The 23298-nt window shown below is 36.9% G+C and carries 23 protein-coding genes; 14 read left to right on the plus strand and 9 right to left on the minus strand.

The window, feature by feature from the left end; translation table 11 throughout:
* Window positions 1-61 precede the first annotated feature (61 nt).
* Complete coding sequence (locus C0430_RS03950; protein ID WP_290865706.1) at window positions 62-670, plus strand: transposase; 609 nt, start codon at window positions 62-64, stop codon at window positions 668-670.
* Window positions 671-749: 79 nt separating this feature from the next.
* Here the strand turns inward: C0430_RS03950 and mfd are convergent, their stop codons facing one another.
* Together mfd and C0430_RS03960 are read right to left on the minus strand one after the other, a co-directional pair.
* Window positions 750-4112 (minus strand): transcription-repair coupling factor, encoded by a 3363-nt coding sequence (gene mfd / locus C0430_RS03955; protein WP_290865708.1) that lies wholly within the window; start codon window positions 4110-4112, stop codon window positions 750-752.
* Window positions 4105-4716: a hypothetical protein gene (locus C0430_RS03960; protein WP_290865710.1), complete on the minus strand. Its 612-nt coding sequence runs from the start codon at window positions 4714-4716 to the stop codon at window positions 4105-4107. Before C0430_RS03960 ends, mfd begins: the two co-directional genes overlap by 8 nt.
* A gap of 221 nt (window positions 4717-4937) precedes the next feature.
* On the opposite strand from C0430_RS03960, the gene C0430_RS03965 reads away from it, so the two are divergent.
* Complete coding sequence (locus tag C0430_RS03965) at window positions 4938-5876, plus strand: L-threonine 3-dehydrogenase (protein ID WP_290865712.1); 939 nt, start codon at window positions 4938-4940, stop codon at window positions 5874-5876.
* 62 nt (window positions 5877-5938) lie between these two features.
* Here the strand turns inward: C0430_RS03965 and C0430_RS03970 are convergent, their stop codons facing one another.
* The 4 genes from C0430_RS03970 to C0430_RS03985 form a co-directional block, all read right to left on the minus strand.
* The gene (locus tag C0430_RS03970; protein ID WP_290865714.1) at window positions 5939-7813 is read right to left on the minus strand and encodes a M1 family metallopeptidase; all 1875 of its coding nucleotides are present in this window, start codon (window positions 7811-7813) and stop codon (window positions 5939-5941) included.
* 94 nt (window positions 7814-7907) lie between these two features.
* Entirely contained in the window at window positions 7908-8768 is an 861-nt protein-coding gene (locus tag C0430_RS03975) for an MBL fold metallo-hydrolase (RefSeq protein WP_290865716.1), read from the minus strand.
* A gap of 125 nt (window positions 8769-8893) precedes the next feature.
* Window positions 8894-9958 (minus strand): M48 family metallopeptidase, encoded by a 1065-nt coding sequence (locus C0430_RS03980; RefSeq protein WP_290865718.1) that lies wholly within the window; start codon window positions 9956-9958, stop codon window positions 8894-8896.
* Between the two features lie 4 nt (window positions 9959-9962).
* Window positions 9963-10922, minus strand: a complete 960-nt coding sequence (locus tag C0430_RS03985) for a YjgN family protein (RefSeq protein WP_290865720.1) — start codon at window positions 10920-10922, stop codon at window positions 9963-9965.
* Window positions 10923-11101: 179 nt separating this feature from the next.
* Here C0430_RS03985 and C0430_RS03990 point away from each other — a divergent pair, with 179 nt between their 5' ends.
* The 6 genes from C0430_RS03990 (at window position 11102) to sufD (ending at window position 16008) form a co-directional block, all read left to right on the plus strand.
* A complete protein-coding gene (locus tag C0430_RS03990; RefSeq protein ID WP_290865722.1) occupies window positions 11102-11431 on the plus strand; it encodes an iron-sulfur cluster assembly accessory protein in 330 nt (109 codons plus the stop codon).
* Between the two features lie 82 nt (window positions 11432-11513).
* Window positions 11514-12962, plus strand: coding sequence for a Fe-S cluster assembly protein SufB (gene sufB / locus C0430_RS03995; protein ID WP_290865724.1), 1449 nt, complete (start codon window positions 11514-11516; stop codon window positions 12960-12962).
* A 31-nt stretch (window positions 12963-12993) separates the two neighbouring features.
* Window positions 12994-13341 carry a four helix bundle protein gene (locus C0430_RS04000; RefSeq protein ID WP_290865726.1) on the plus strand — a complete coding sequence of 116 codons (348 nt, stop codon included), beginning with the start codon at window positions 12994-12996 and terminating at the stop codon, window positions 13339-13341.
* A 99-nt stretch (window positions 13342-13440) separates the two neighbouring features.
* The gene (gene sufC / locus C0430_RS04005; RefSeq protein ID WP_290865728.1) at window positions 13441-14193 is read left to right on the plus strand and encodes a Fe-S cluster assembly ATPase SufC; all 753 of its coding nucleotides are present in this window, start codon (window positions 13441-13443) and stop codon (window positions 14191-14193) included.
* Window positions 14194-14259: 66 nt separating this feature from the next.
* Window positions 14260-14649, plus strand: a complete 390-nt coding sequence (locus tag C0430_RS04010) for a four helix bundle protein (RefSeq protein ID WP_290865730.1) — start codon at window positions 14260-14262, stop codon at window positions 14647-14649.
* 42 nt (window positions 14650-14691) lie between these two features.
* Window positions 14692-16008 (plus strand): Fe-S cluster assembly protein SufD, encoded by a 1317-nt coding sequence (sufD, locus tag C0430_RS04015; RefSeq protein ID WP_290865732.1) that lies wholly within the window; start codon window positions 14692-14694, stop codon window positions 16006-16008.
* Window positions 16009-16110: 102 nt separating this feature from the next.
* Here the strand turns inward: sufD and C0430_RS04020 are convergent, their stop codons facing one another.
* Entirely contained in the window at window positions 16111-17457 is a 1347-nt protein-coding gene (locus C0430_RS04020) for a serine hydrolase (RefSeq protein WP_290865733.1), read from the minus strand.
* Between the two features lie 149 nt (window positions 17458-17606).
* Between C0430_RS04020 and C0430_RS04025 the strand changes: the two genes are divergently transcribed.
* The 6 genes from C0430_RS04025 to C0430_RS04050 all read left to right on the plus strand — a co-directional run bounded on the left by C0430_RS04025 (window position 17607) and on the right by C0430_RS04050 (window position 21264).
* Window positions 17607-18821 (plus strand): cysteine desulfurase, encoded by a 1215-nt coding sequence (locus C0430_RS04025; RefSeq protein ID WP_290865735.1) that lies wholly within the window; start codon window positions 17607-17609, stop codon window positions 18819-18821.
* 12 nt (window positions 18822-18833) lie between these two features.
* Complete coding sequence (locus C0430_RS04030) at window positions 18834-19268, plus strand: hypothetical protein (protein ID WP_290865737.1); 435 nt, start codon at window positions 18834-18836, stop codon at window positions 19266-19268.
* Window positions 19268-19687 (plus strand): SufE family protein, encoded by a 420-nt coding sequence (locus tag C0430_RS04035; RefSeq protein WP_290865739.1) that lies wholly within the window; start codon window positions 19268-19270, stop codon window positions 19685-19687. The genes C0430_RS04030 and C0430_RS04035 overlap by 1 nt, the downstream gene beginning before the upstream one ends.
* Before the next feature lie 83 nt (window positions 19688-19770).
* Window positions 19771-20184: a GxxExxY protein gene (locus C0430_RS04040; protein WP_290865741.1), complete on the plus strand. Its 414-nt coding sequence runs from the start codon at window positions 19771-19773 to the stop codon at window positions 20182-20184.
* A gap of 163 nt (window positions 20185-20347) precedes the next feature.
* Window positions 20348-20671 (plus strand): SUF system Fe-S cluster assembly protein, encoded by a 324-nt coding sequence (locus tag C0430_RS04045; RefSeq protein ID WP_290865743.1) that lies wholly within the window; start codon window positions 20348-20350, stop codon window positions 20669-20671.
* Between the two features lie 89 nt (window positions 20672-20760).
* Window positions 20761-21264: a DUF2480 family protein gene (locus tag C0430_RS04050; protein ID WP_290865745.1), complete on the plus strand. Its 504-nt coding sequence runs from the start codon at window positions 20761-20763 to the stop codon at window positions 21262-21264.
* 58 nt (window positions 21265-21322) lie between these two features.
* On the opposite strand, the gene hflX is transcribed toward C0430_RS04050, so the two are convergent.
* Together hflX and C0430_RS04060 are read right to left on the minus strand one after the other, a co-directional pair.
* Window positions 21323-22549: a GTPase HflX gene (gene hflX, locus C0430_RS04055; RefSeq protein WP_290865747.1), complete on the minus strand. Its 1227-nt coding sequence runs from the start codon at window positions 22547-22549 to the stop codon at window positions 21323-21325.
* A 226-nt stretch (window positions 22550-22775) separates the two neighbouring features.
* Window positions 22776-23298, minus strand: a 523-nt coding sequence (locus tag C0430_RS04060; RefSeq protein WP_290865749.1) for an MFS transporter, incomplete at its 5' end; no start/stop codon positions are given.

Genomic DNA, 23298 nt, shown 5'->3' on the forward strand with positions numbered 1-23298 from the left:
CTTCCTCCAAAGCTTCCAGCCTTTGAAAGGCTGGAAGCTTTAAAAATAAAACAATCTAATTATGAATCCAATTCCTCTTGAAAATGGCAAATATTATCATATTTACAACCGAGGAAACAATGGAATTGATTTGTTTTATGAAACCGAAAATTACAATCACTTTTTAAAACTTTACGAAAAGTATATTGACCCTATAGCAGAAACTTTTGCTTGGTGTTTAATGAAAAATCATTTTCATATTTTAGTTTATATCAAAGAACCCGAGGAAATTGACATCACAAAACCAGAATATTCTTCAACCGATAAACCAAAGACGATAAACTCATCAAAACAGTTTTCAAATTTATTCAACGCTTATACTCAAGCAATGAATAAACGTTATAACCGAACTGGAAGTTTATTTGAGAAAAACTTTAAAAGAAAAGTTGTCGCTTCAGAAAATTATTTTCAAAAGCTAATTTTTTACATCCATAATAATCCTGTACATCATAGATTCACAGAAAATATTGTCGAGTATCCTTGGACTTCTTATGGAACAATTATTTCAACAAAACAGACAAAATTACAAAGAAATAGAGTTTTAGAATCTTTTAATGATTTGGAAAATTTTAAATACTATCATTCTATAAATCAGAATTTAGATGAAATTGAGAATTTGATGATTGAATAACTTTTCTCCTAAGCTTCCAGCCCCAATTAATTATTGTAACCAAAGCTTCCAGCCTTTGAAAGGCTGGAAGCTTTATAAATCAACGACCCAACAGCTCCATCAACTCCAAAGCTCTCCGGGTAGATTTTACATTATCAAAAGTCAATAAAAGACGTAATCCAGCTGGCGTTTGTTTTTCTTTCATTACGCAAATGTTACTGTTCTTTTGCACAAACTGAATCACCTGATGAAAACGGTTGGAAGTATAAAAATCCGATTGCTGATCGGAAACAAAATAACCAATCATCTTGCCTTTTTTCATTACCAGTTTTTCGATTCCTACTCGAGTCGCAATCCATTTGATACGGATGCTGTTCATCAAGGCAAGTGCTCTTGGAGGCATCGGCCCAAAACGGTCAATGAGTTTATTTTGGAAAACAATTAGTTCTTCTTCGTTTTTCACATCACCTAATTCGTTGTACAAACTCAAACGCTCGGTGACATTATTGATGTATTCGTCTGAAAACAACAACTCAAAATCGGTATCAATCTGCAGGTCTTTTACATATTCTTTCTCTACTCCGCTATCTTCATTTTCATACAAATCCTTGAATTCATTTTCCTTCAATTCTTCGATAGCTTCGTTCATAATTTTTTGGTAGGTATCAAAACCAATTTCGTTGATGAAACCACTTTGCTCTCCTCCCAATAAATCTCCGGCACCACGAATTTCCAAATCCTTCATCGCAATATTGAATCCGCTTCCCAGTTCTGAAAATTGTTCCAAAGCCTGAATTCGTTTGCGAGCATCATCCGTCATCGCTGAATAAGGCGGACAAATAAAATAACAGAATGCTTTCTTGTTGCTACGCCCTACACGACCTCGCATTTGATGTAAATCAGACAATCCAAAATTATTGGCATTGTTAATGAAAATCGTATTCGCATTCGGAACATCCAATCCGCTTTCGATAATGGTTGTGGCTACCAAAACATCGAATTCGCCGTTCATAAAAGCAAGCATCAATTCCTCCAGTTTTTTACCATCCATCTGACCGTGACCAATTCCCACTCTTGCATCAGGAACCAGTCGCTGAATCATTCCTGCTACTTCTTTAATATTTTCGATGCGATTATTAATGAAGAAAACCTGTCCGTTACGCTGAATTTCATACGAAACGGCATCGCGAATCAGCTCTTCATTAAAACCAACCACATTGGTTTCTATCGGATAACGATTGGGCGGAGGCGTTGTAATTACAGATAAATCTCGTGCCGCCATTAATGAAAACTGTAAAGTTCTCGGAATTGGCGTTGCAGTTAATGTCAGCGTATCAACATTCGCAGCAATGGTTTTAAGTTTGTCTTTTACGTTGACTCCAAATTTTTGCTCTTCATCCACAATCAGTAATCCAAGGTCTTTGAAAACCACATTTTTATTCACCAATTGATGCGTTCCAATAACAATATCTAATTTTCCTTCGGCTAATTGTTTGAGCGTTTCTGCTTTTTGTTTGGCGGTTCTAAAACGGTTCAGATAACCAACAGAAACCGGCATATCTTTCAGTCTTTCGCTAAAAGTACGGTAATGTTGGTAGGCCAAAATCGTAGTCGGAACCAAAACGGCAACTTGTTTCGAATTGTCTACCGCTTTGAAAGCAGCACGAATCGCTACTTCGGTTTTTCCAAAACCAACATCTCCACAAACCAAACGGTCCATTGGGCGGTCGCTTTCCATATCGGCTTTCACCTCTGCGGTTGATTTGATTTGGTCCGGTGTGTCTTCGTAAATGAACGAACTTTCTAATTCGTTCTGCAAATAGCTGTCCGGCGCATATTGATATCCTTTTTCCAATCTTCGCTTGGCGTACAATTGAATCAAATTGAACGCAATATTTTTGACCCTTGCCTTAGTTTTCTGTTTTAATGCTTTCCAGGCACCAGAACCCACTTTATAAATTTTGGGTGGTGCTCCGTCTTTTCCGTTGTATTTGGAGATTTTATACAGCGAATGAATACTCACATATACAATATCATTATCGGCATAAACCAATTTAATGGCTTCCTGAGTTTTGCCTTCGACCTGAATTTTTTGCAGACCTCCGAATTTTCCAATTCCGTGATCGATATGTGTTACATAATCGCCAACAGTCAAAGTAGTCAGTTCCTTTAAAGTGATATTTTGCTTCTTCGAAACGGTACTTTTGATGCTGAATTTATGATAACGCTCAAAAATCTGATGATCGGTATAACAGGCCAATTGATTTTCTTCGTCTATGAAACCCTGGTAAATCGGGAGAACAATCGTGTTGTATTGCTTGCGGATATTCTCGGCATTTTCTTCATCCAAGGTTTCAAAAATATCGTGAAACCGTTTCGCCTGATTTTCATTGGAACACAGCAGATAATTTTTATATCCATTGAAATGATTGTCATTCAGATTATTCAACAGCAAATCAAACTGTTTGTTGAACGACGGCTGTGGTTTGATATGAAAATCAAATGCCGTTTTGGTTCTGTAAATGGCTTTTGAACTCAATTCTACAACCGAAAAATCCAAACTTTTTTTGATGAATTCCGCCTGATTCAAAAACAGCTGATTTGGTGCGACGTGATTTACCGTCGCATTCAGGTTTTCGAAAATCTCATTGGCTTTGCCAAATAATTTATCCAGTTTAGAAAAAAGTAAATCGGCATTCTGGATAAAAATCACCGTTTGATTATTGATGTATTCCAGAAAACTTTCTCTGTTTTCCTGAAAAAACTTGTTCTCCACATTGGGAATAATGGTGATTTTCTTCTGCTTTTCAATAGACAATTGTGTTTCTACATCAAAGCTTCGGATGCTATCAACTTCGTTCCCGAAAAACTCTATTCGATACGGATTATCATTCGAAAAAGAAAACACATCGACAATTCCTCCACGAACTGAAAATTCGCCGGGTTCTGTAATGAAATCAACCCTTTTGAATTCGTATTCGAACAAAACTTCATTGATGAAATCAATCGAAATTTGGTCACCAACAGCTACTTTCAAAGTGTTTTTGTCCAATTCTTTTCTAGTCACTACTTTTTCAAAAAGTGCTTCGGGATAAGTGACAATTACGGCCGGTTTTTTTCGGGAATTGATGCGGTTCAATACTTCGGCACGAAGCAAAACATTGGCATTATCGGTATCTTCAATTTGGTATGGACGACGATACGAACCGGGATAAAAAAGCACATCTTCTTCACCAATCATTTGCTCCAAATCGTTCAAATAATAAGCGGCTTCTTCCTTGTCGTTCAGGATAAATAAAAACGGTCTGTCGGCTTTTTTGAAAAGGGATTGCACCACAAACGAAAGCGACGAACCAATCAATCCATTCAACTGGATTTTTTGTTCGGCTTGTTGTAAACTATCGACAATTTGCTTGACTTTTGGCAAATTATCGTAAATCGTATATAAATTTTTTTTACTCAACGCGGGGTATGTTTGGGTCAATAGGCATTTGTGGCGAATTTGGAATAGCTCTTGCGGAATCGAGCATTTTAATTAAATCCGATTCTCCTTCTTCGAGCGGAATTTTGCTTTTTTGAACAATTTTATCCATTTGGTTTTGCAAAGACATTAATTCCATATTGATTTCAGGAATTAAAGCCAATACTTTTTCGCTTGGAATATCTTTCAAATGAATGTATAAATCCAGCATTCGAACCTTCGTCATTAAGACTGAAATTCTCGCTTTTATTTGAGGTTTGTCAAAATCTGTTGGTATGCTGGTGTTTAATGCTGTTACTTTCTTGGAAAGTGCAGTGGCTCTTTTTTGAAAGGCGCCAATAGTTTTTTGAGGTCGGTAGCTTAATTCGGTCATGAAATCGCGCCAAGCTGGCCAAGTTGTTGTATATGTTTCCGAAGTTTCATTGAGAGGAATCGCATTAAAATTCCATCCTTTGTCAATTTTCGAAAAGATTAATTCCTTCTTTTGTGCGTCTTTCTTGTTTTCGACAAGGCGTTTTTCGTTTTCGTTTTTACACGAATTCAGGATAAAAACCAGAGAAAAGAGACCTATAAATTTAAATTTCATTTTCGTTTTATTAGAACGCAAAGTTACGAAGTAAATTTACAATTACGAATTACAACTTTAGAATAAGAATCTAACATCTTGCGGACTCTTTTCTTACATTTACAATATAAAAATTAAGAATTTTATCAAGATTATTAACGTCATTTCACTACATTCATTCCATTTTTCGTGAAATTTTGCTATTTACGAAAACGTTATCTTTGTTTTTTAAAATCAACTCTATGAATCCTAAAATACTGATTATAGGCGCTTGCGGGCAAATTGGAACAGAACTGACCCATAAACTTCGAAAAATTTACGGAACCGAAAATGTCATCGCTTCCGATATTCGAAAGTTGAATAACGACATTGTGAATTCGGGCACTTTTGAAGTGGTGAATGCACTGGATTTTAACCAAATTGAACATCTTGTCGAAATTCATCATATCACCGACATCTATTTAATGGCGGCATTGTTATCGGCAACAGCCGAAAAAAACCCTGCTTTTGCTTGGGATTTGAACATGAATTCCTTGTTTCACGTTCTGAATTTGGCCAAAGCCAAGAAAATAAAAAAGATATTCTGGCCATCGAGTATTGCCGTTTTTGGGCCAACAACTCCCAAAGAAAACACGCCACAATACACCATTATGGAACCTTCGACCGTTTATGGAATTAGCAAACAAGCCGGAGAAAGATGGTGCGAATATTATCATAATATTTTTGGCGTTGATGTGAGAAGCGTGCGCTATCCCGGGCTGATTAGCTGGTCAACTCCTCCTGGTGGCGGGACAACTGATTATGCCGTGGATATTTATCACAAAGCGTTGAGTGATAGAAATTATGAATGCTTTTTATCATCAGAAACCAAAATGCCGATGATGTATATGGACGACGCCATTGATGCAACCATCAGAATTATGCAAGCACCTGCGGAACAAATCAAGATTCGTTCATCTTATAATTTGGCTGCCATGAGCTTTACGCCAAAGGAAATTGCCGCCGAAATCAAGAAACACATTCCTGAATTCACTATTTCATACAAACCTGATTTCCGTCAGAAAATTGCCGATAGTTGGCCAGCAAGTATTGATGACAGCAAAGCCAGGGAAGATTGGAATTGGCATCACGAATTTGATCTAGAAAGCATGTCGGTCGATATGCTGAAAAATCTTAAATAAAAAATTACATAAAAAAGGTCTAACTTTTGAAGTTAGACCTTTTTTATTTTGTACAATAGGCGTTATTTTATCTCGTACGAATTGTCTTCCTGCTTCACGTCAGCCATCAATTTGCTTGAATCAATGGTTATTTTTTTGATTGTAGCCCTGTTTTTGGAAATATTGAATTCATAGGTAGGAAATGCCCAAGCCCAATCATTCAAAACCGTTCTTTTAATTCCGGAATTTTGATTTTCTTTCTCGTAACTCATCATTCGCAAAGGAATATAAAAACTTTCTTGTGTTCCATCAATATATTCAACCAAAACATCAATTGGCATTGGCATTCTACCAATTCTTTCCAATGTTACTGTTGTTGTGTCTCCATTTTCTTTTACATCCTTGATTCCATAATCAATTGTGTTGATCGTTTGTGTCCAATCTGTTAAATACCAATCTAGGTTAGCGCCAGAAACGCGTTCGGCAGTTCTCTTGATGTCGTTGGGTGTTGGATGCTTGAATTTAAAATCTTGAAAATATTTTTTCAGGGTTTTATTGACATTCTCTTTTCCAATCACGTATTCTAATTGCGACAAGAAAATTTCGCCTTTGTAGTAAGAAGAAACGCTATAATGTTTGTTCTCGTCGTAACGGTCTCCGTGTGTGGTTTGCGGCTGTTCTTTTCCTGATTCCACTAATTTATAGTACGCTTTATAAGTGGATTCAAAAGGATTTTCCTTTTTTTTCTCGTTGATTTCATTCATTGCCAAATCTTCAATATAGGAAGTAAATCCTTCGTCCATCCATGGATGTTTGCTTTCATTGGATGCCAAAATATGCTGGAACCAGGAATGCCCCAATTCATGTGCGCCTGTTCCTAAAAGGGATTGAAATTTACTATTTCCCACCATCAAGGTACACATGGCATATTCCATTCCGCCATCGCCACCTTGAATGAAAGAATATTGCTTGTAGGGATAATCTCCAACTATTTTGTTGTAAAAATCTATGACGGCAACCATTTTAGGCTGCAATGCTTTCCAGTTTTCAATAATTTTAGGATTGTTTTTATACAAGAAATGCAAGTCAACATTGTTGGGACCTTTGACCACATCGTGAAGATAATTTTTATCTGCAGCCCAAGCAAAATCATGCACCATTGGAGCATAAAAATGCCAAGTCAGGGTTTTGGTTTTCTTTGGCAAACGTACCTTTACGCCTGCATCTTGGTAGCCATAACCTATTTCATTCGGGTTTTGCAAATAGCCGGTTCCTCCCAAAACATAATTTTTATCAATGGTTATTTTTACGTCAAAATCGCCCCAAACTCCTTGAAATTCCCTGGCAATATAGGGATCGGCGTGCCAACCTTCGAAATCAAATTCGGCTATTTTTGGGTACCATTGCGCCATTGACAATTCGATTCCTTCAGAATTGTTTCTGCCGGAACGGCGAATTTGCACCGGAACTTGGCCGTCAAAATCCAAAGTGAAAGTGGTTTTCGAATGGGGCAAAATGGGTTTGGCCAAAGTCACTTCGAGAATAGTTCCCACTGTTTTTGTAGTGGCAACAACACCGTCTTGTTTGAAATTTGAAATGTTTAAATACCCTATTTCATTTGGTTTCAAGGTTTTGATTCGGCTTATTTTTAGTGCTTTTCCGGCGACATTTACGGAATCAACCATTCTTTTGTCAGGATCCTTGATGCATTGAAGTCGAGCATCCATCTCGCTTCCAGGCTGAAAAGCATTGTTGAACAAATGATAAAAAACGCGCTTTAAAGTATCGGCCGAATTGTTGGTGTATACCAATTCCTGTTTTCCTTTGTATTGGTAATTTTTTACGTCAACAGCGACATCCATTTTGTAGTTGACGTGCTGCTGCCAATAAGCTGAACTTTGTGCCAATAGACTTCCAAAACTTAAAGAAAATAAGAAAAGTAAAAAGATTTTTTTCATGAATATTATAAAAATTGAGGTCTTCTTGTTTTTGATTGTTTTTTGAAGGGGCCAAAAGTAAATTCTTTTGTTTAAAACAAAGACTCGATTAACACTATCTTAAGATTTCGTTACAGTTGTAGACTGCTGCTAGTCGAACTCCTTTTTCTGTTTGTTCAACAGTGATTATTTCGTTGTGGGCATCGTGTTCCAAGAACAAATAATAATTGTTTTCGGCGGCAACATTCAGGAATTTTGATTTTTCGGGCATGGTCAACAGCGGTCGAGTGTCATAACCCATCACGTAAGGCAAAGGAATATGACCAACTGTAGGCAACAAATCTGCCATAAAACAAATGGTTTTGTCTTGATACTGAATTATTGGCATCATTTGTTTTTCGGTGTGGCCATCGGCAAAGAAAATCCCAAAACCCAGTTCTGATTTGTCCAATAAATCGCCTTCGGGCCTTTTTATAAAATGCAACTGTCCACTTTCCTGAATAGGCATAATATTTTCCGAAAGGAAGGATGCTTTTTCACGAAGATTGGGTTTTGTCGCCCATTCCCAATGGTTTTCGTTGGTCCAATATTTGGCATTTTTGAAAGCCAATTCATAGCCTGTTTTGTCCTTGTTCCATTGCACGCTTCCACCGCAATGGTCGAAATGAAGGTGCGTCAAAAAAACATCGGTAATGTCGTCGCGATGAAAACCGTGTTTCGCCAAGGAATTGTCCAAAGAATGGGTTCCCCAAAGCGAATAATAGCCAAAAAATTTCTCGGATTGTTTGTTTCCCATTCCGTTGTCTATCAAAATCAGGCGATTGCCGTCTTCGATGAGCAAACAACGTGCAGCCAAATCGATGAGGTTATTTTCGTCGGCAGGATTGGTTTTGTTCCAAATGGTTTTGGGCACAACGCCAAACATAGCTCCACCGTCCAGTTTAAAATTGCCGGTTTCTATGGGATATAATTTCATTGTTTTTATTTAAGAGGATTGTGCCCCAAATATAGGAATTCAAGAATAATCTAATGCCATCTTGGGACAAATTCAAAAAACACTGATCTAAAAAAGCCTGAACTCCCATCGAATTCAGGCTTTTTTTAATTTTTAATTTCTAAAAACAGTTTCTTCAATTTTGCATTTTCTTTAAAACCAAAAGGATTTTTTTTAATCAATTCATTGATATAATTGATTCGATCTGTTGTTATGGGATGTGAACTCAAAAATTCAGGAATACTGACAAATTCTTTGTCTTGTAATCGCTTGAACAAATTGGACATTCCCATTGGGTTTGTTTTATTCAAAGCAATAATTGCAAAGCCTTCGGCATCGGCTTCGTGTTCGAATTTTCTGGAGAAAGAGAGCGATTGCAAACTGTTTACATTATCGCCAATTGTTGCCATAACCGCATTGGCATCTCCCAAAATTGCCGACACAAATATATATCCAGACAAATTTCTACACATCATTTTCATGGAATGGCGATGATTCACGTGAGCCACTTCATGACCAATAAGGCCAACCAATTCGTCATAGTTTTTCATGGTGTTTAATATCCCCGAAAAAACAACAATATTGCCGTCTGGTAGTGCATAAGCATTAACTATTGGCGAATTTACCACTGTAAATTTTAACTTTTTAGTGTTTTTTAAATTCAACTCTTTTGCAAATGAATTTAATGCTTTTGTCTTTCGAGTGTCAATGTCATTAAAAAGCATGTTTTGCTCAAAAAAAGTTTCTCCCAAATTAGAATCATATTCTTCCGGAATAACAACTACTGCTTTTTCGGCTATCCACGGAACGGCATAAAAATAACCTAAACCGATAACCGCAAAGATGAAAACTGTAAAAAGGATGTGGGCTTTGATTCCCATATTCATTAGTTTATGATACCAACTCAGATTTCCTTTGGTTTTTTTTAAATCTTTAATCTTGTTGGCAAAGTCACTGTCAGTAATTTTTATGTTTTGAATAGGATCGCTTCCATATTCAAGATAAAAACTTTTTGATTTTGTTTCGAGACCAACTAAATCAATGTCCCAAGTATATTGATTATTAACTGTTTCGAAAACAAGTGTGCTTTTTTCGACATCAAAAATTAATTCAATTTCTTGTGGAATGGCTGATGCTCCATCAAAGTATATTCCAGTAGTTTTTGCTGTCATAAAATTACATCACAAAATCCATGTCAAGAAAATCGCCAACATCTTCTCCCGTGGCATCTTTATAATTCTCTTCCGTTTGCAATAATAGATTCAAATCAATATTTCCTTCCATTTCAATGTTTTCGAAAATGTATTTCATCGTTCTTGTTACAACCCAAGCATATCCAATACCAAGTGTTCCAATGATGATTAATAAATTTACAATGGCCAATTTAAAAAAACCTCCGCCTGTAACAGTTGAATTGAGGGCGATTTCTTTATCTCCTTTGCTCATGCTTAGATTGTTGATATAATATTCGAAAAGTTCTTTTTGCCACCAAAAAGCGTATATTCCCAAAGTAAATATTGTCAAGAAATATCCTTTAAGATTTAACATGAAATAATCTCCACCATCGCCATCACTGTTAAATTCAACGTCACCAAAACGGATGTTACCTAATATATAATTTCTCATGTTGATTGACATCCAAGAACTATATAATCCAAAAGAAAGAATGGTGAAGAAAAGCCATTTAAAAAAATTCACGCTGAACTCTTTGCGATCTCCTCGGTATCCAAAACGAATTCCTCTCCATGAAGTCCTGGACATTCGATATCGGTAAGACCCGTGTATCGCAAATGGCAATAGCGCCAAAATTCCCAAATAAAGTATCACAATTGCTAAAATTGGTGATTTAAGATAAACGAATAAAAAAAACAACGAATATAGAAAGGCAATGATGAGCAATACTTTTATAAAACCTTTAAACATTTCTTTCCCAGTTCCGTGGAAAGAAAAAGAATCGCCATTCAAAGATGTTTCACCATATAAAAATTGAAGTTTTCTTGCTTTGGCCCATGGATAATAAAATCCCAAAGTTAAAATGGTCAATAACCAGTTAACGATAATTATGCTAAAAAATTCAGTTCCTTTGCCATTAAATTCAAGTTGGTAATTCGTTGATGTTTGTAATGATTCTTCCATAATTTTATTTAGTACTATTTGGTTTGTTAATAGTTTATAAATATATATTTTTAATTTGATAATTCTAACCCGATATAACAATTTTCTATCCAATAATAGTTATAAAAGTGTTATCTTGTTTGACATCAAGCCTAAATTGTAATATCTTTGCGCTTTATTTAGACAAAATCAAAATAAGTATGATAAAAGTTTCTGATACAGCCAAAAAGAAAATCATCGATTTGATGAAAGACGATGGTTTTGATGCTGCAGTCGATTATGTAAGAGTAGGCGTGAAAAGCGGTGGATGCTCGGGTTTGTCTTATGATTTGAAGTTTGACAAAAACAAGGGCGATGACGACAAGATATTCGTGGACAACGAAATAACCATTGCTGTCGAAAAAAAATCCTTCCTGTATTTAGCCGGAACAATCTTGGAGTTTTCAGGTGGATTAAACGGAAAAGGCTTTGTTTTCAATAACCCGAATGCGAGTAGAACTTGTGGTTGCGGAGAGAGTTTCTCTTTGTAAAATAATTAAATGATTTAAAAATGTAAAAATTTAAAGATTATAGAAGTGATTTTAATTTTTAAATTTTTAAACAAAAAATAATATGTCAAAATATACCGAAGACCATTTAAGAGCCGAACTCGAAACCAAAGAATACGAGTACGGATTTTATACTGATTTAGAATCGGATACCTTTCCTATTGGCTTGAATGAAGATATTGTTCGCGCCATTTCCCTAAGAAAAGAAGAACCGCAATGGATGACCGATTGGCGTCTTGAGGCTTTTTGTGCTTGGGAAAAAATGATCGAACCAGAATGGGCAAATGTGCATTATGAAAAACCTGACTTTCAGGCCATTTCTTATTATTCAGCTCCAAAAACTGTTGACCCCAACAAAACCTTGGACGATGTAGATCCGGAACTTTTGGAAATGTACAAAAAGTTGGGAATCTCAATTGACGAACAGAAAAAAATGAACAACGTTGCGATGGATATCGTGGTCGATTCGGTTTCTGTGGCCACGACTTTCAAGAAAACTTTGGGCGAAAAAGGAATTATTTTCATGAGTATTTCCGAAGCCATCAAGGAGCATCCAGAATTAGTTCGCAAACATTTAGGCACTGTTGTTCCTCAAAAAGACAACTTTTATGCCGCATTGAATTCAGCTGTTTTCTCCGATGGAAGTTTCTGTTATATTCCAAAAGGCGTTCGTTGTCCAATGGAATTGTCAACGTATTTCCGAATCAATCAAGCCGGAACAGGTCAATTCGAAAGAACATTATTAATTGCCGACGAGGGTAGTTATGTCAGTTATTTAGAAGGTTGTACGGCTCCAAGTCGTGACGAAAACCAGTTGCACGCTGCGGTTGTGGAACTTATTGCAATGGAAGATGCTGAAATTAAATATTCGACCGTTCAAAACTGGTATCCTGGAAACAAAGAAGGAAAAGGTGGTGTTTTCAACTTCGTGACCAAAAGAGGTTTGTGCGAGAAAAACGCAAAAATTTCTTGGACACAAGTAGAAACCGGTTCTGCTGTAACTTGGAAATATCCTTCTTGCATCTTGAAAGGCGATAATTCGGTGGGCGAATTTTATTCGATTGCCGTAACCAATAATTTCCAGCAAGCCGATACGGGAACCAAGATGATCCACCTTGGAAAAAACACCAAATCGACCATTATTTCCAAAGGAATTTCTGCCGGAAAATCACAAAATAGTTATAGAGGATTGGTTAAAATTGGTCCCAATGCCGACAATGCTAGGAATTTTTCACAATGCGATTCCTTGTTGATGGGTAACAATTGCGGCGCACATACTTTTCCGTACATCGAAAGTAAAAATCCATCGGCCAAAATAGAACACGAAGCGACAACGAGTAAAATTGGCGAAGACCAAGTTTTCTATTGCAACCAACGCGGAATTCCAACCGAAAAAGCCATCGCCTTGATCGTAAACGGTTTCAGCAAAGACGTTTTGAACAAATTACCTATGGAATTTGCCGTGGAAGCACAAAAATTATTGGAAATTTCGCTAGAAGGTTCAGTAGGATAATTTGAAAATGAATCAATTTGTAAATTTGTAAATGGAGAACAAAGAGAATGTAATTGTAACCTTGACTTTTAAGTTTGCCTTAGAAATCATAAAATATTGCGAAGACTTACAAGATAAGAGAAAGTTTGTTATTGCAAATCAATTATTAAAATCTGGAACTTCAATTGGAGCAAATATTAGAGAAGCTCAAAATGCAGAAAGCAAAGCTGATTTTATTCATAAGTTGAAAATTTCAGCGAAAGAAGTAGAAGAAACCATTTACTGGTTAGAACTATGTAAGTTTTCTGAAAATTATCCAGCAGTAGAAGAATTAATTGATCAAGTAAATCATATATCAAGAATAGTAAACAAAATAATAATTACATCAAAAATAAAATAATGAGATAATTTGAAAATGAGGTAATTTGAAAATGAATAAAAATATTAAAAACTTTTCCAAATTTCCAAATTTCCAAATTTCCAAATTTCCAAATTAATTATGTTATCAATAAAAAATTTACACGCCTCGATTGGCGACAAAGAAATTCTTAAAGGAATTAACCTTGAAGTAAAAGCGGGAGAAGTTCACGCCATTATGGGACCCAACGGTGCCGGAAAAAGTACCCTTTCGGCCATCATCGCCGGAAACGAAAACTACGAAGTGACCGATGGAGAAATCTTTTTGGACAACGAAGATATTTCGGAATTGGCTCCAGAAGAAAGAGCGCACAAAGGAGTGTTTCTTTCGTTTCAATATCCTGTTGAAATTCCAGGAGTTTCGGTAACCAACTTTATGAGAACGGCCATCAACGAAACCCGTAAAGCCAATGGATTGGAAGAAATGCCGGCCAACGAAATGTTGAAAGTGATTCGTGAAAAATCAGAATTGTTAGAAATTGACCGCAAATTTTTGTCGCGTTCCTTGAACGAAGGATTTTCGGGTGGTGAGAAAAAACGTAACGAGATTTTCCAGATGGCTATGTTGGAACCAAAATTGGCCATTCTTGACGAAACCGATTCCGGATTGGACATTGACGCCTTGAGAATCGTTGCCAATGGTGTAAACAAATTGAAAAGCGACAAAAACGCCATCGTTGTGATCACGCACTACCAAAGATTGTTGGATTATATCGTTCCTGATTTCGTTCATGTATTGTACAACGGAAAAATCGTGAAATCGGGTACCAAGGAATTGGCCTACGAGTTGGAAGAAAAAGGATACGACTGGATCAAAGCAGAACAAGAAGTTTAAAATTTGTTTCAGGTTTCAAGTTTCAAGTTGTGGAACCTGGAACCTGAAACCTGAAACAAACAATAAATGGCTACAATAAATAGATTTGAAGATTTAGAAATTTGGCAGGAAGCCAGACGATTGGCAAAAGAAATACATATAATTTCTATTGAAACCGGATTAAAATCAGATTTTAAATTTAAAGAGCAAATTAAATCTTCTTCAGGTTCTGTGATGGACAATATTGCCGAAGGATTTGAAAGAGATGGAAATATTGAGTTTAGACAATTTTTATCTATTGCCAAAGGTTCAGCGGGTGAGACAAGATCACAATTATATAGGGTTTTCGATTTTGACTATATAGATGAACAAAAATTCGAGCTTTTAAAAAAAGATTATGAAAACCTAAGTGGTAAAATTAAAAACTTTATCACCTATCTAAACAAGAAGGACTTCAAAGGAAATAAGTTCCAATAGGCAAAACCTGAAACTTTAAACTTTAAACCTGAAACAAAACAAATGGAACTTAAAGAAAAATTACTATCTTCTTTTATGGCTTTTGAAGAGCAAGTCGATGTTCATTCCGAACTTCACGATGTGAGAACTGAGGCTATAAAAAACTTTGAAAATAAAGGTTTCCCAACTAAAAAAGAGGAATCCTGGAAATATACTTCGCTAAATGCCATCCTAAAAAATGACTTTACCGTGTTTCCAAAAAACGAAAACTCAATCGAGTTTAGGGATGTAAAAAAATATTTTATCCACGAAATCGACACTTACAAAGTAGTGTTTATTGACGGGGTTTTTAGTTCACATTTGTCCTCTACCACACACGAAGGAGTTGATATTTGCTTGATGTCGTCGGCATTACACAAACCAAAATACAAAATGGTCATCGACAACTATTTTAACAAAATTGCCAGCAAAGACGAGAGTTTGACTTCCTTGAATACGGCTTTCGCCAATGAAGGAGCCTACATCAACATCCCGAAAAGCAAGGTAGTTCGCAAACCCATCGAAATCATGTATTTCTCGACAGGGTCGGAAGCAGCACTTTTGGTACAACCCAGAAACCTGATTGTGGTGGGCGAAAACTCACACGTTCAAATCATAGAAAGACACCAAAGTTTGAACGAAAACCCAGTTTTGACCAATTCGGTTACCGAAATTTTTGCCCAAAAACGCGCCATCGTCGATTATTATAAAATCCAGAACGACAATCTCGCAGCCAATTTAATTGACAATACTTACGTTTCCCAAAAACAAGAAAGTCACGTATCTGTCCAAACCTTTTCCTTTGGTGGAAATTTGACCAGAAACAATCTGAATTTCTACCATTTTGGCGAAAGATTGACCAGCACGCTAAACGGAATCACGATTATTGGCGAAAAACAACACGTGGATCATTATACATTAGTACATCACGCTGCACCAAATTGCGAAAGTTTCCAGGATTACAAAGGAATTTTTTCGGACAGCTCCGTAGGCGTTTTCAATGGAAAAGTTTATGTGGAAAAAGAAGCCCAAAAAACCAATGCGTTCCAAAAAAGCAACAACATTTTATTGGGCGACAAATCCACGATAAATGCCAAACCGCAACTGGAAATTTTTGCCGACGATGTAAAATGTTCTCACGGTTGCACCGTTGGACAATTGGACGAAACCGCCATGTTCTATATGCAACAACGTGGAATTCCAAAAAAAGAAGCTAAAGCATTATTAATGTATGCCTTCTCGAATGCCGTAATCGAAAACATCAAAATACCGGAATTGAAACAACGAATCACCAAGATTATCGCCGATAAATTAGGCGTAAAAATTGGATTTGATTTGTAGTTTTTGACCGCAAAGTTCACTAAGGTTTACATAAAAGGCCACAAGTTTAATACTGAACTTTGTGGCCTTTGTGATTTTTACTTTGTGTGCTTCGTGGTTAAGTTACTTCTTTAAACTATTTATAATTCCACTCAACAATCCATTAAAATCAAATTCAGGATCTTCTTTCAAACCCATTCGCACAATTACTAAATCGTGGTTTGGGAAAATCGCGACCATTTGGCCTTGATAACCGCTGCAGTAAAACATATCTTTTGGAACGTCCGGGAATTTCCCGCCGGCATTGAGCCAAAAGTGTGCTCCATATTGCCCGTTAGAAGTGTTGGTTGGTGTTGCAACGAATCGTACCCAACTTTCATCCAGAATTTGCTCGCCATTCCAGTTGCCTTTGTGCAAATACAGTAACCCAAATTTTGCCCAATCCCTTGTCGTTGCCCAACTGTAGGACGAACCCACATAATTTCCGGCCATATCGGTTTCGACCAACATCGAATTCATTCCGATTTTGTCAATCAAATTAGAATACCAAAAATCTAAATATTCCTGATGTGTTTTGAACTGCTTCCGCAAAATTCCCGACAACAAATTGGACGTTCCCGAGGAATAATTCCAAGTAGCATTTGGTTTCCCCACAAGCGGTTTATTAATTTGGGATTTTGACATATCCTCATCAAGGAAAAGCATTTGGGTCACGTCCGAAATTTTGGTGTAATCCTCTTCCCATTTCAAACCGGAATTCATGTGAAGCAAGTCGTTGATGGTGATTTTTGCCCGTTCGTCGTTAGTCCATTCGGTAATTGGAGCCGGTTTATTGATGTCGATTTTACCTTGTTTTTGCAAAACTCCAAATAAAGTGGCAGTAATGCTTTTTGTCATAGACCAACCCAATATTTTGGAATTTTTATCGAAACCCATCTCGTATTTCTCGGCGATAATTTTGTCTTTGTAAATCACCAAAACAGCGCGCGTTCTTTTATTTTTTTGGCCTTTTTGGTCAAAAGCATTGGCGACAGCAGCATTTAATTTGGCATAATCAACATTGGCAAAAACAGTGTCTTTCGGTGCGTTGTTGCCATAGGGGAAAGGTAAATTGTTAACGAGTTTTGTTCTTTTGGGAATTTCGTAGGGTTTTGAAACATCAAAATCGTCATTGATTAAAGTCGCTCCCAAACCTTCGCGGTAAATGGCTTTTCGTTCCTTCAAACCATAAACGGAAGCCGTGGCAAATTTTCCATTTTCATCAATTTTGTTTTTGGCCAAGGTTATCATATCGATGTCGTTGTCACCTTTTTCAATCATTTCTTGCGAACGATTATCGATGAAATGACCAGAAGCCATGCTTTTTGCTGAAAAGCCAGAAATTAAATCCAACTTTGGATAAGTGGTGTATCCAAAATAAACCACAAATAGTAAAACGGCAAGACCAAGAATTTTGAATATTTTTTTCATTTGAAGACAATTTTACAGCAATTTAGCAAAAATCAGTATAGATAAAACATATTGACAATAAATTTAAACAGTTAAAAAATGTAAAATTGGTGCCATAAAACAAGTCTATATTCACTACTTTTGTATTTAGAATTTTTCTAAATAAAGCAATGTTAGATATAAATAAAATTAGAGCCGATTTCCCGATACTTTCCAGAACTGTAAACGGAAAACCATTGGTATATTTCGACAACGGAGCCACTTCGCAAAAACCACAAATCGTGATTGACGCGATTACAAAATATTACCATGAAATCAATGCCAACATTCATCGTGGCGTACACACTTTGAGCCAATTGGCAACGGATGCCTATGAAGTTGCCCGTGGCAAACTCCAAGACCACATCAATGCCCAATTTGCCCACGAAGTGATTTTTACCTCGGGAACGACACACGGAATCAACGCCGTGGCAAATGGTTTTGCTTCGATATTGAAACCGGGTGACGAAGTTTTGGTTTCTTCTTTAGAACACCACAGCAATATTGTGCCTTGGCAAATGTTGTGCGAGAAAACAGGAGCTATTTTGAAAGTAATTCCGATGGATGAAAACGGCGAATTGATTATGGCCGAATACGATAAATTATTGTCGGACAAGACCAAAATCGTGACCGTCAACCACATCTCGAATGCGTTGGGAACCTTGAATCCAGTAAAATACATGATTGACAAAGCCCACGAATTTGGAGCAGCGATTCTGATTGATGGAGCACAAGCCGTTCCACATTTGAAACCCGATGTTCAGGCATTGGATTGTGATTTTTATGTTTTTTCAGGACACAAAATGTGTGGACCAACAGGTGTTGGAATTTTGTATGGAAAAGAAGCTTGGCTCAACAAATTACCACCTTATCAAGGTGGTGGCGAAATGATCAAGGAAGTGACTTTCGAAAAAACCACTTATGCTGATTTGCCACACAAATTTGAAGCGGGAACGCCCGACATTGCTGGCGGAATTGTCCTTGGAACAGCAGTTGATTACATGAATTCAGTTGGTTTTGACAACATTCAAAAACAGGAATTAGAGTTATTGGAATACGCCACAAAACGATTATTGGAAATCGAAGGCTTGAAAATTTATGGAACGGCCAAGGAAAAGACTTCTGTGGTTTCGTTCAACATCGAGGGCATTCATCCGTATGATATTGGAACGATAATTGACAAATTAGGAATAGCCGTTCGAACAGGACATCATTGCGCCCAACCTATCATGCATTTTTTCAATATTCCGGGAACGATTCGCGCTTCGTTTTCTTTTTACAATACCAAGGAAGAAATTGACGTTATGGTCGAAGCCGTGAAAAAAGCACAAATGATGTTGTCTTAAAATTAAGAAGAGATGAAACTATTCACCATGATTTTACTGAGTGTTTTTCTAAGCAAAAGTTGTAAAAGTCAAACCAAAAACGACTTGGAAACAGCCGTTTTGGAATATACCGCCAACACGAGGGGGTTTTATCAAAAGATAACGATTCAAGACCAAATGGTTTCTGTTTCCAAAGATCGAAGTGGTGCCGAAAAGCCGGTTGCCACGAAAATTTCGGATAAAGATTGGAAAGAATTGGTAGCGTATTTCGAAACGATAAATTTGGACAGTTTGCCAACCTTGAAAGCACCAACCCAAAAACGGTTTCACGACGGCGCGGCCATTGCCGATTTGAAAGTGACCTACAAAGACAAAACCTATCAAACTGAAGCTTTCGATCACGGTTATCCTCCGGAAGCCATCAAAAAAATAGTTGTTAAAATAAATTCATTCGCTAAAAAAGAATAATGAACATTAAAGAGAAACAAGAAGAAATAATAGACGAATTTTCGATGTTTGACGATTGGATGCAACGTTATGAATACATCATCGATTTGGGTAAAAACTTGCCCTTGATCAAGGAAGAATTCAAAACCGACGACAATCTCATCAAGGGATGCCAATCGAAAGTATGGCTGAAAGGTGAAAAAAATGACGACAAAATAGTTTTCACGGCCGATAGCGACGCGATTTTGACCAAGGGAATCATAGCGATTTTGATTCGGGTTTTTTCGAACCAGACTGCCGCCGAAATCCTTGACGCTGACATGGATTTCATTGACGAAATCGGGTTAAAAGAACATTTGTCGCCCACACGAGCCAATGGATTGGTTTCGATGATCAAAAACATAAAAATGTATGCCTTGGCATTCGATGCACAAAAATGATAATTTAACATATAAGTCATATAAGTTTTTTTAAAAATAGATTAAGTATTGATAAGTGATATAAGTTTAATTCATTAAAGAAAATGATTGTAACCAGAAGTTCTCTAAAAGATTTGGTGTATCAAGTTAACGGGGCAGCAATAGAGGTTCATAAAAACATAGGAGCCGGTCTTTTGGAAAATGTTTATCATCAATGTCTCAAAAAAGAATTGGAATTAAGAAAAATAAATTTTTCCTCTGAACTTCAAATTCCATTGAATTATAAAGGATATGAGTTGGAATCTAAATTAAGATGTGATTTATTGATAGAAAATTCTCTTGTGGTTGAACTAAAATCGGTAACCGAAATTAATCCTGTTTTTGAAGCACAATTGCTTACTTATATGAACTTGTTAAAGGCTCCAATGGGTTTGTTGATTAATTTTAATGTGAAAAACATTTATTATGAAGGTCAAAAAACTATGGTCAATGAATATTATAGAATGCTGGAAGATTAATTATTTAAACATATGAGTCATATAAGTTGATTTGCAGTTCGAATATAATAATCAAACTTAATTGAACTTATATTATTTCAAAACAAACAAAACATATACCTAATAAGCATCAATAAAAAACTTATATGACTTATATGTTTCAAAAAACAAAAACAATAAAACTATGGAACAAGCAATAGACACCAACCAATTAGGAATAGATATCGTGGCAAAACTAAAAACCATATACGATCCGGAGATTCCCGTTGATATTTACGAATTGGGATTGATTTATGACGTAATGGTCAGCACGGATTATGAAGTAAAAATCCTGATGACCTTGACTTCTCCCAACTGCCCGGTTGCGGAAAGTTTGCCACGCGAAGTGGAAGAAAAAGTAAAATCTATCGAGCACATCAAGGATGCCGAAGTGGAAATCACTTTCGACCCGCCTTGGAGCAAGGATTTAATGAGCGAAGAAGCCAAATTAGAACTGGGAATGCTTTAAAAAAGTGTTCAGTATTCAGTGCGCAACTGATCACTGACCACTGAACACTGACCACTGAACACTGATTACTGATTACTAACCTCTAAAATATGGAAGAAATTGTAAATAAAGTAGCCAACAGCGCCTTGGAAGTTTTCGATTTGGAAGATTATTATCCAAAGGGCATTCGCGTGCAAATTGATATTTCGCAATGGCTTTTGGAAGGTTTTTTGTTGAAGGAAAAAGACTTTCGGGAGCATCTCAAAAACCACGATTGGCCGCAATACCAAGACCAATACGTGGCCATTCATTGCAGCACCGACGCGATTGTTCCGGCTTGGGCTTCTATTTTGGTGGCAATTCAATTGGCGCCTTTTGCCAAAAAAATCGTGAATGGAAACATTGAAGATTTAGATTCTGCTTTGTATGAAGAAATCCTTTCCAAAATCGATTATTCGGCTTATGATAACAAACCTGTAATTATAAAAGGTTGTTCTAAAAAACCGGTTCCGATGCGTGCTTATATTTTGGCCGCACATCATTTGCAGGCTTTTGCACGAAGCATCATGTATGGCGAAGCATGTTCGGCAGTTCCGCTTTTCAAGAAAAAATAAAATCACAATCTTATTCCAAACAAAAATTCCTTTTGAAACAACTTCAAAAGGAATTTTTTTATTCTTCTTTTTCCAGGGCATCCTTGTAATCGGGATACAAAAATTTATTGTATGGAAAACGCGTGATGTGAATTTGTCGCACGGCTTCATAAAGACGTTCGCGGAATTCTTCGAAATTTTCTTTGTTTGTTGCCGAAATAAACAAGGCATTTTCTTCGCCCACTCGATGCATCCAGGTGGTTTTCCATTCTTCTAGGGTGAAATGTCTTGGTGTTTTTTCAGTCATTAAATCATCTTCGTCAATGGTCAAATATTTGTAAGCGTCAATTTTATTGAAAACCATGATAACTGGTTTGTCATGCGCTTTTATGTCCAATAAAGTTTGGTTTACCGACTCGATATGATCTTCAAAATCAGGATGCGAAATATCGACCACGTGCAATAACAAATCGGCTTCGCGAACCTCATCGAGCGTGCTTTTGAAAGAATCTACCAATTGTGTTGGCAGTTTTCGAATAAATCCCACAGTGTCAGACAACAAGAAAGGCAAGTTTTTGATAACCACTTTTCGAACTGTGGTGTCCAAGGTGGCAAAAAGCTTGTTCTCGACAAAGACGTCGCTTTTCCCGATGGCGTTCATCAAGGTTGATTTCCCCACATTGGTATACCCTACTAAAGCCACACGAACCATGGCACCGCGATTGCCTCTTTGGGTTCCCATTTGCTTGTCGATAGCCTTTATTTTTTCTTTCAATAGCGAAATTCTGTCCCGAACAATACGTCTATCGGTTTCAATCTCTGTTTCTCCGGGGCCTCGCATTCCAATTCCTCCTTTTTGACGTTCGAGGTGTGTCCATAAACCTGATAATCTTGGCAATAAATATTGGCATTGCGCCAGTTCAACTTGCGTTCTGGCATAGGAAGTTTCGGCTCTTTGGGCAAAAATATCCAAGATAAGATTCGTTCTGTCCAGGATTTTGCAATCGATGATTTTGGAGATATTTTTCTGTTGCGAAGGCGTCAATTCATCGTCAAATATCAAGGTCGAGATATCATTCTCTTTGACAAAATAATTGATTTCATCTATTTTTCCGGTTCCTAAAAATGTTTTTGGATTGGGTTTGTCCATTTTTTGCCAAAAACGTTTCACCACTTCGCCACCAGCGGTAAAAGTCAAAAACTCCAATTCGTCCAGATACTCGTTGAGTTTCTCCTCGTTTTGGTTTTGGGTAACGATACCGACAATGGCCGTTTTTTCAAAATTTATTATTTCTTTTTCTAACATGTCTTTGAATAAGTTGCAAATTTAATGATTTGTGGGGGACTTATGGAGTTTAGGGTCAAAATATCAATGGATTCAACTTTTGTGCTCCTCTTGCTTACAAATTACTTCTCGCCACAAACTGCGCAAATTTCCACACATTCAAAATGGTATTGCAAAATTTGAGGCAACTCCCCTTTTTTGACGGGTTAGATTTGCGTTAATTCGTGTAATTTGTGACTAAGTCAAATTACTCAATCGCCTTGATTCTGGACACCATCAAGGCAATCATGAATCCAAAAATACCAATAAAGGCGAATGAAAATCGTAAGCCAAATAGCTCAGAAATATAACCAATGACGGGTGGACCCATCAAAAAACCAAGAAAACTTATGCTGGAAACAGCCGTCAAGGCTTCACCTGTAGGGATCGTAGGGTGTTTTCCCGCAATGCTGTAAAGAGTGGGAACAATCGTTGAAACACCCAAACCCACAACCATAAAGGCGATAGTTGAAGAAATTATGAATGGAAAAATTACTGCGGCAAACAAACCCGTTGAAATCATGACGCCACTAATTTGCATCACTTTCTTTCGTCCAAATCTATTGATTAATCCATCTCCCAAAAAACGACCGCTGGCCATCATAATCATGAAAGAAGTATACCCCAAAACCACTAACGAGCCTGGAACTTTGACAATGTCTTTGAAATATACTCCACTCCAATCGAACATAATGCCTTCGCTGGCCATACTACAAAATCCTATTATTCCC

The organism is Flavobacterium sp. (assembly GCF_013823965.1).
Taxonomy (GTDB): domain Bacteria; phylum Bacteroidota; class Bacteroidia; order Flavobacteriales; family Flavobacteriaceae; genus Flavobacterium.